Here is a 7,000-nt window from a genome sequence, read left to right as displayed (position 1 = left end):
TTCCAATCGCAAACGGTCGCTTTAGTCGCGACCCTTCCAATCGCAAACGGTCATCCGGGGAGCGCTAGGACGCCCCTTCCGACAAAGGCGCTTGCATAATCTCGTGCGTCGGCAATGGGTTGCCGACCTACGATCGTCCGACCCGCACCGCCAAACCGCGGTAAAAAAAGGCTCCGGCCGGCGCCGCCGAAGTCATTTTGTCGTGCGGAGAACTGCCGTTTCCGATTCCGCCTTGCGTTCCGGTCGAAGGTGGCGGGTCTTCTTCAAGAAGCGAACCGACACATAAAATAGACCCAGCGGTATGAACCCGGCGCTCAGAACCTGGATCAGGGTCCGATGGGTCTCTAAACCGTACACGTAAGCCATCTTCCAGACGAAAAGCCCCAACAGAGTGGCCAGGGTGAAAACGAGCGTGTTGTATTCCTTGACCAGCGTCCGCCGCCAGTCGTAGCGGAATTCGGCCAAAGACCCGCGGATACCCCGCAAATCGGGCCAAAAGCGGTTGACCTTTTTGGCGTACGCCTCATAAACCGCCCCGAACTTATCCCGCAGATAAGCTTCCTCGGCCGTGACGATGGCGAGATAGACCCAGGCGAAGAAGGGTATCGCCACGGCATAGACCCAGGGGGAACCGTAGAGCAGGCTAAGGCCGGCGATGATCAGGAAGTTGCCGACGTACATGGGGTTCCGGGTATGGGCGTAAAAGCCTCGGGTAACCAGTTCGTTGGCGAAGACTTCCTTGTTCTTGCCGCCGCGCCTGACATAAGCATATCCGATGACCAGCAAACGAAATGCTTGTCCGGCCAGGGCGATGAGTATTCCGGCTGCCGTAACGACGGCATCCAGCTTCTCATTGCCCAGGAATACGGCCGGTCTGACCAAGATGAGAAAAAGCAGGAAAATGACCGGGAACAGGGCGTTGCGTACGCGGAAGAAGAAGCGTCCGGAATGCAACAGCGACCGGTGAATCAGAGAACCGACGTTCATTTCACCGCCACCATGCCGCAGAAGTTGTACCAGCGGAAGAAGACATCGCACGATCTGAAGCCGTTCCGCAGCAACAGTTCCCGGTTTTCCCCGAGATGGTAGGGAATCAGGACGTTCTCCAACGCTTCCCGCTTTTGGGAAATTTCGAGTTCGCTGTAGCCGTTGCGCTTCTTGAACTCGTAATAATGCTTGATGAACAGCCGATTGATGGTCGAGTCCTGGCTGAGCACTTTTTCGACCAGAATTAGGCAGCCGCCGTCGTTCAATCCGTGCGAGATGCTCGAAACGACGCGGTCGCGGTTGGGCGGACGGACGAATTGCAGCGTCAGGTTCAGGATGACCACCGAGGCATTCAGGATGGGTACGCCGTTATCCAAATTGAGGCAGATCAGTTCATGACTGTGTGAAAGGCCGCAATGCTCCAACTTTTTCTGAGCCTTTTTCAGCATCTCGGGCGAGGAGTCCACCCCGATGAAGTTTACGTCTGCCGGAACGACCGGATCGAGTCCCATGAACGTCGTGCCGGTCGAACAACCCAGGTCGTAAAGATTGGTTCCGGGTACGGCGAAATCTCCCGCGAGCTCTCCGATCATGCGTTGAATTTCCGCATAGAACGGGACCGAGCGGTCCAGCATGTCGTCGAAAACCTCGGCCGTATCCTTTCCGAAATCGAAATCCATCACCAGCGGGCGTTGCTCTTTAAATAAATCGTCTTTGGTCATGGTTTTTTTAACTGTCCTTTCTGCGAATGCTGCGAGTTCGATCGCTTGATTACAACTAGCCGGCGAAAAGTCCGGGATTACGAAGAGTCCGCCGCGGCGATTTGCGCTGGATGGCCGCGGCAGTAGCGAACGGCGGAGCCGCTCGACCGGAATCCATCGACAAGAGCCTTTTTCAGGGAATTTGTGACACGCGGGTTAAGGCAAAAATCGTGCCGATAAACACGGTCGTGGATTGCGCCGCACACACAACACTTTCCGGACCTATTGTTCTGTCTTGCTTGAGGCGCACGCAGCGCATCCCAAGACGTCAGCAAGAACGCTTATCCGGACATAAAACGGTGGTGTTCAACCGGTTCCGAAGGTTCTTTCGCACCGAATCAAAAGCGGTTCGGAACGACGGCTCTTAGCCGTTGCGGAGTCAACTGCTGTCGGGCCGGTCAGCTTGCGGCGAATTCAAAACGCGCGGGTAATGCGATTACGCTGAACACACGCAGGCGGTATCGGGGGAACTGTGTCTCGTCCGTTGTCGCGGGACGACGGGGTAGTGCTTCAGGGAGGTATGCGCCTTGACTTCGATTTCGGAGCGCTACCTTCAAACGATTTCCTTTCCTCTTTCGCCCGTTCGAATCCGACTTCCTTCCAGTACATCGATCACATAAAGCTTTCCGTCTCCGGGGTGGCCCGTGTGGGCGTGTTTCATGATGGCCGAGACGATGGGCTCCACCAACTCATCCGGAGTGAAGATTTCCAGCCGCTTCTTCAGGGCGAAGGGAGTGAAGCCTTTGCCGGCTTCGATCCGGTCCCGACCGAAACCTTCACAATCGCTGACGCTCATGCCCGGAAAATCGGGAATCTCGGCAAGCATCTGCACGAGACGGCTGAGAATGTAGGGTTGGACATAAGCGCGGATTTCTTTCATGGCGGTTCCCGGCGGGTTTGCCTTCAGAGGCGTACACGCTCCTCGAAATAGCGATAGAGTAGGGGCAGGATGGTCAGGGTGAGCAGCGTCGCCGTGACCAGCCCGCCGATGATGACCACGGCGAACGGTTTGGCGGTTTCCGAGCCTACGCCGGTGGACAGCGCGGCGGGAAACAAGCCCAGCATCGCCATCAGTGCAGTCATGGTTACCGGCCTCAGGCGGCTGGTGGCGCCGGAGACGATCGCCTCGTGCAACGACAGTCCCTCGCGCAGCAAACGGTTGAGCTGCGACACCAGAATAACGCCGTTCTGCACGGCGATGCCGAACAGGGCGATGAAGCCCACTGCCGCCGAAACGCTTAAGTTTATGCTCGTAAGCCATAGCGCGACGAGCCCGCCGATCAGGGCGAAAGGCACGTTCATGACGATCAGTGCGGCATGCTTGACCGACTGGAAGGCCCAGAACAGCAACACGAAGATCAAGGTCAGGCTGATCGGCACGATGATCGACAGCCGCTTCATGGCCCGCTGCTGGTTCTCGAACTGGCCGCTCCAGACGACGCGGTAGCCGGGCGGCAATACCACTTCGCGCGCCACGCGCGGCATCGCCTCCTGGACGAACCCGCCTTGGTCGCGGCCGATGAGATTGCACTTTACGGCGATGCGCCGCATGTTGTCCTCGCGGCCGATGCGGGAAGCGCCCATGTCCACCTTGATTTCCGCTAATTGGCCCAAGGGGATGCGGCTGCCGTCCGGCGCTCGGACGGTGAGGTTTTCCAGGTCCGCCACCGAGGAGCGGCCGTCGGCCGTCAACCGCACGGCAATGTCGAAACGCCGGCTGCCTTCGAGAAGTTGCGAAGCCGCCTTGCCGCCCACCGCCATTTCCAGCACGTCTTCCACGTCGGACACGTTGATGCCGTGCCGGGCGATCTTGGCGCGGTCGATGCGGATCACCACCTGAGCAAGTCCCGCCTGCTGCTCCGCCGCCACGTCGGTCGAACCGCGCGTGGACTTGAGAATCCGCACCACCTGGTCGGCCTTGTCCTGCAAAACCTTGAGGTCCTCGCCGAAAATCTTCACCGCGATTTCGCCTTTCACTCCGGAAATGGCTTCTTCCACATTGTCCTGGATTGCCTGGGAGAAGTTGAGCTGAACGCCTGGAAATACCAGCAGCTTATCGTTCATGGCCCGGATCAGGTCGTCCTTGCGCGAAAAACGCCAGGTCCCCTTGGGCTGCAATGGCACCAGGATTTCGAGGTTATTGAAGCCTTTCGGATCGGTGCCGTCCTCGGGCCTGCCCAGATGGGATACTACCGTTCGCGCTTCCGGGAAGTTCTCGATGCGCTCCCGGATGTTTCGCTCGATATCCTTGGCCTTATCCAGGGAAATGGGCGTGGGCAGTGTCACGGTGAGCCAGATGTTGCCCTCGTCCAGCTTGGGCATGAACTCGGTGCCGATGACATGCAGGAGGCTCAGGGATAGCGCCAGAGCCAGTACGGCGCCTCCGATCACCGGCCTCGGCCTCGCCAATACCCATTCGAGCGCGCGCCGGTAACGGGTTTCCATCCAGTGCACCAGGGGATTACGGCGCTCCTCGAGGCGCTTTCCAAGCATGAAGCTGAGCAGGACGGGTATCAGGGTCAGGCTGACGATGAGCGAACCCAGAAGGGCGAAGCTCAGGGTATAGGCCATGGGCGAGAAAATCTTGGCCTCCACCCGCTGGAAGGTGAATATGGGGAGAAATGCCGTGATGATGATGGCCTTGGAAAACAGGATCGGCCGGCCCATTTCCGCAGCGGTGTTGAGCATGGACTGGCGCATGTGGTTCAGGCTCAGATCCCGGTGCATTTCCAAGGTGGTCCTGACCATTATCGCTTCCACCAGCACCACGGCGCTGTCGACGATGATGCCGAAGTCGATGGCTCCGAGCGAAATCAAATTGGCCGAGATGCCCCGCGCATCGATGAGGATGAAGGCGAACAACAGCGACAGCGGTATGACCAGGGTTACCACCGCCGCCACCAGCGCGCTCCGCAGGAAGACTACCAGGACGACAAGGATCAGCACGGCGCCTTCCAGCATGTTGTGCTCGACGGTGTGCACCGTGTGCTGGACCAGTTCGGTGCGGTCGTAGATGGGCCTGATTTTGACCCCGGGCGGCAGACCGTGGCTATTGAGTTCGGCGATCTTTTCCTTCACGCCTGCCAGCACGTTGATCGCGTCCTTGCCCTTGACCAGCAGCACCACGCCTTCCACCACGTCGTCGCGCCGGTCGTAGCCCACGATGCCGGTGCGGGGCTGGGGTCCCACGCCGATGTCCGCCACGTCCCGGACCTTGATGGGCGAGCCGTCGTGGGCGGTCAGGACGATGTCGCCGATCTCGTCCCCGCTGGCGAGAAGGCCCACGCCGCGCACCACCAGAGCCTGGTCGCCATGCTCGATATAGCCGCCGCCGGTATTGCCGTTGTTGTCGGCGATGGCTTGATAGACGTCGACGATAGACAAGCCGAAATCCTTGAGCCGATCCGGCCAGACCTGAACCTGGTATTGCTTTACTCCGCCGCCGAAGGACACCACGTCCGCCACGCCTGGCACGGTTCGGAGCCTCGGTTCCACCACCCAGTCCTCGATGGCGCGCTGGTCCACCAGCGGCAGTTCCTTGGCATCGATGACGAAGCGGTAGATTTCGCCCACGCCGGTGGTTAGGGGGCCCAGCACCGGGTTCACGTCGGAGGGCAGGCTGACGTTACGGAGGCGCTCCAGTACCTGTTGGCGCGAGAAATAATCCTCGGCGTCGTCGTCGAACGTCAGGGTCACTACCGACAGCCCGAAGATCGACACGGAACGCATGTTGATGAGGTGCGGCAGGCCGTTCATCTCTCGTTCGATGGGGAGGGTTACGACCTTTTCCACTTCCTCCGGGGCCTGCCCCGGATATTGGGTGACCACCTGGACGAACACGTTCTGCACGTCGGGGAAAGCCTGGATGGGCAGTTTCTCGAAGGAGAATATTCCCAGCGCCACGATCACTAAAGTAAGGCCGATGACCAGCAGGCGCTGTTGCAGGCAGAAGGCGAGAATGCGGTAGATCATTGCCCTGGCGTGCCGGACTCGGGATCGGCTGCTTGTTCGTTAGCCTCCTCGGTCCGGAGCAGCAGGGCGCCTTGACTGACGATGACTTCTCCGGGCTTCAGCCCCTCGGCGATCACCGCCCGGTCACGGAGCCTCAGGCCCACCTTGACGTCGCGGCGCTTGTAATGGCCGTCACCGACGGACACGAAGACCTGGTCACCCTCGCCCTCGGTGATCAGCGCCGACAAGGGTACGACGATGGCCCGGTTGTCGGCATCGCTCTGCACTTCGACCGTGGCGTACATGGCGGGCAGCAACGCACCGTCCGGGTTTGCCAGATTACAGCGGACTTTAACCGTGCGGGTCGCTTCATCCACCACCTTATCAATGTATTCGACGGTGGCCGCGAATTTCCGGTCGGGGTGGGCCGCCACGCTCACCCATACCTGCGTGCCAGGATGGATCAGCCCCAAGTCCTTTTCGAATACGTTCATCAGTACCCATAGCGAATGGAGGTCCGACACCACGAAAAGCGGCTCCGCCAGATCCGGCCGCACCTCCATGCCGGGATTGACGTGCCGCTCGGTGATGACGCCGGCGATGGGTGTTCGCACCACGTAGCGGTCATTGATCCGGTCGTCGGCCACGCCCAGGTTGTCGAGATGCATTCGCGCCCGTTGCGCCTCGTTGCGAGCATGGGCGAGGTTGTCCTCCGCCTGCTGCAATTCCTTGCGCGGGAGCACGTCGTTCTCATAAAGCATCTTGGCGCGCCGATAGGCTTCTTCGGCGAGCCGCTGATCGGCCACGGCGTTGGCATAATCCGCCTTGGCCTGGCCTAGAGCCGGGCTATCCAGTTCCACCAGCGAATCGTGGGCGTTGACCGTGCTTCCCAACTCGGGAAGCGTCGAGATCACCCTACCAGGAATGGGCGAGGAGATGCGGGCGGTACGGGATTCGTCGTAGGCGATCTTGCCCGCCACGGGCTCCATCAGAGGGGCCGAGGTGAGCTCTACCCTTTGTTCCTGGATATAGCTCCGCTTGGAGGAATCTGCCGGCAATATCACTTCATCTTTCGGTAAAGGCGCGACGGCCCGCTTGGGCTGGTAATCGTTCTGGTGGCAAGCGGCAAGGCCCAATCCCAGGAGCAGCAGGAGTTCCGCCAACCGGGGCAGCCGACGAGTCATCTCCGTCGAGGACTTGCTGGAAATTGCGAGCATAGGCATGGAAACATCGGATAGGTCGTCCGTGGCCTCATGAATCGGCAACCATGGTGATACCGAAAAAACAGAATAATCCAGACC

The 7,000-nt window shown here is 59.8% G+C and carries 5 protein-coding genes; all 5 read right to left on the bottom strand.

The features are described 5' to 3' along the window. Positions 1-192: 192 nt before the first annotated feature. On the bottom strand, positions 193-987 hold the full coding sequence (locus ABJK70_RS03930; RefSeq protein WP_156881377.1) for an isoprenylcysteine carboxylmethyltransferase family protein: 795 nt from the start codon (positions 985-987) through the stop codon (positions 193-195). After that, on the bottom strand, positions 984-1,709 hold the full coding sequence (gene cmoA / locus ABJK70_RS03925) for a carboxy-S-adenosyl-L-methionine synthase CmoA (protein ID WP_347257430.1): 726 nt from the start codon (positions 1,707-1,709) through the stop codon (positions 984-986). Before cmoA ends, ABJK70_RS03930 begins: the two co-directional genes overlap by 4 nt. Positions 1,710-2,301: 592 nt before the next feature. After that, positions 2,302-2,628, bottom strand: coding sequence for a P-II family nitrogen regulator (locus tag ABJK70_RS03920; protein WP_156881379.1), 327 nt, complete (start codon positions 2,626-2,628; stop codon positions 2,302-2,304). A 23-nt stretch (positions 2,629-2,651) separates the two neighbouring features. Then, complete coding sequence (locus ABJK70_RS03915; protein WP_210024131.1) at positions 2,652-5,720, bottom strand: CusA/CzcA family heavy metal efflux RND transporter; 3,069 nt, start codon at positions 5,718-5,720, stop codon at positions 2,652-2,654. Further along, complete coding sequence (locus tag ABJK70_RS03910; protein ID WP_245245662.1) at positions 5,717-6,922, bottom strand: efflux RND transporter periplasmic adaptor subunit; 1,206 nt, start codon at positions 6,920-6,922, stop codon at positions 5,717-5,719. The genes ABJK70_RS03915 and ABJK70_RS03910 overlap by 4 nt, the downstream gene beginning before the upstream one ends. Positions 6,923-7,000: the final 78 nt, after the last annotated feature.

The organism is Methylocaldum sp. (assembly GCF_039794385.1).
Lineage (GTDB): Bacteria > Pseudomonadota > Gammaproteobacteria > Methylococcales > Methylococcaceae > Methylocaldum.
This window is presented reverse-complemented; position numbering and strand designations above follow the sequence as displayed.

Excerpts from the sequence above, each read along its gene's own strand:
- ABJK70_RS03930 (WP_156881377.1), bottom strand. The coding sequence starts at position 987 with ATGAACGTCGGTTCTCTGATTCACCGGTCGCTGTTGCATTCCGGACGC.
- cmoA (WP_347257430.1), bottom strand. The coding sequence starts at position 1,709 with ATGACCAAAGACGATTTATTTAAAGAGCAACGCCCGCTGGTGATGGAT.
- ABJK70_RS03920 (WP_156881379.1), bottom strand. The coding sequence starts at position 2,628 with ATGAAAGAAATCCGCGCTTATGTCCAACCCTACATTCTCAGCCGTCTC.
- ABJK70_RS03915 (WP_210024131.1), bottom strand. The coding sequence starts at position 5,720 with ATGATCTACCGCATTCTCGCCTTCTGCCTGCAACAGCGCCTGCTGGTC.
- ABJK70_RS03910 (WP_245245662.1), bottom strand. The coding sequence starts at position 6,922 with ATGCCTATGCTCGCAATTTCCAGCAAGTCCTCGACGGAGATGACTCGT.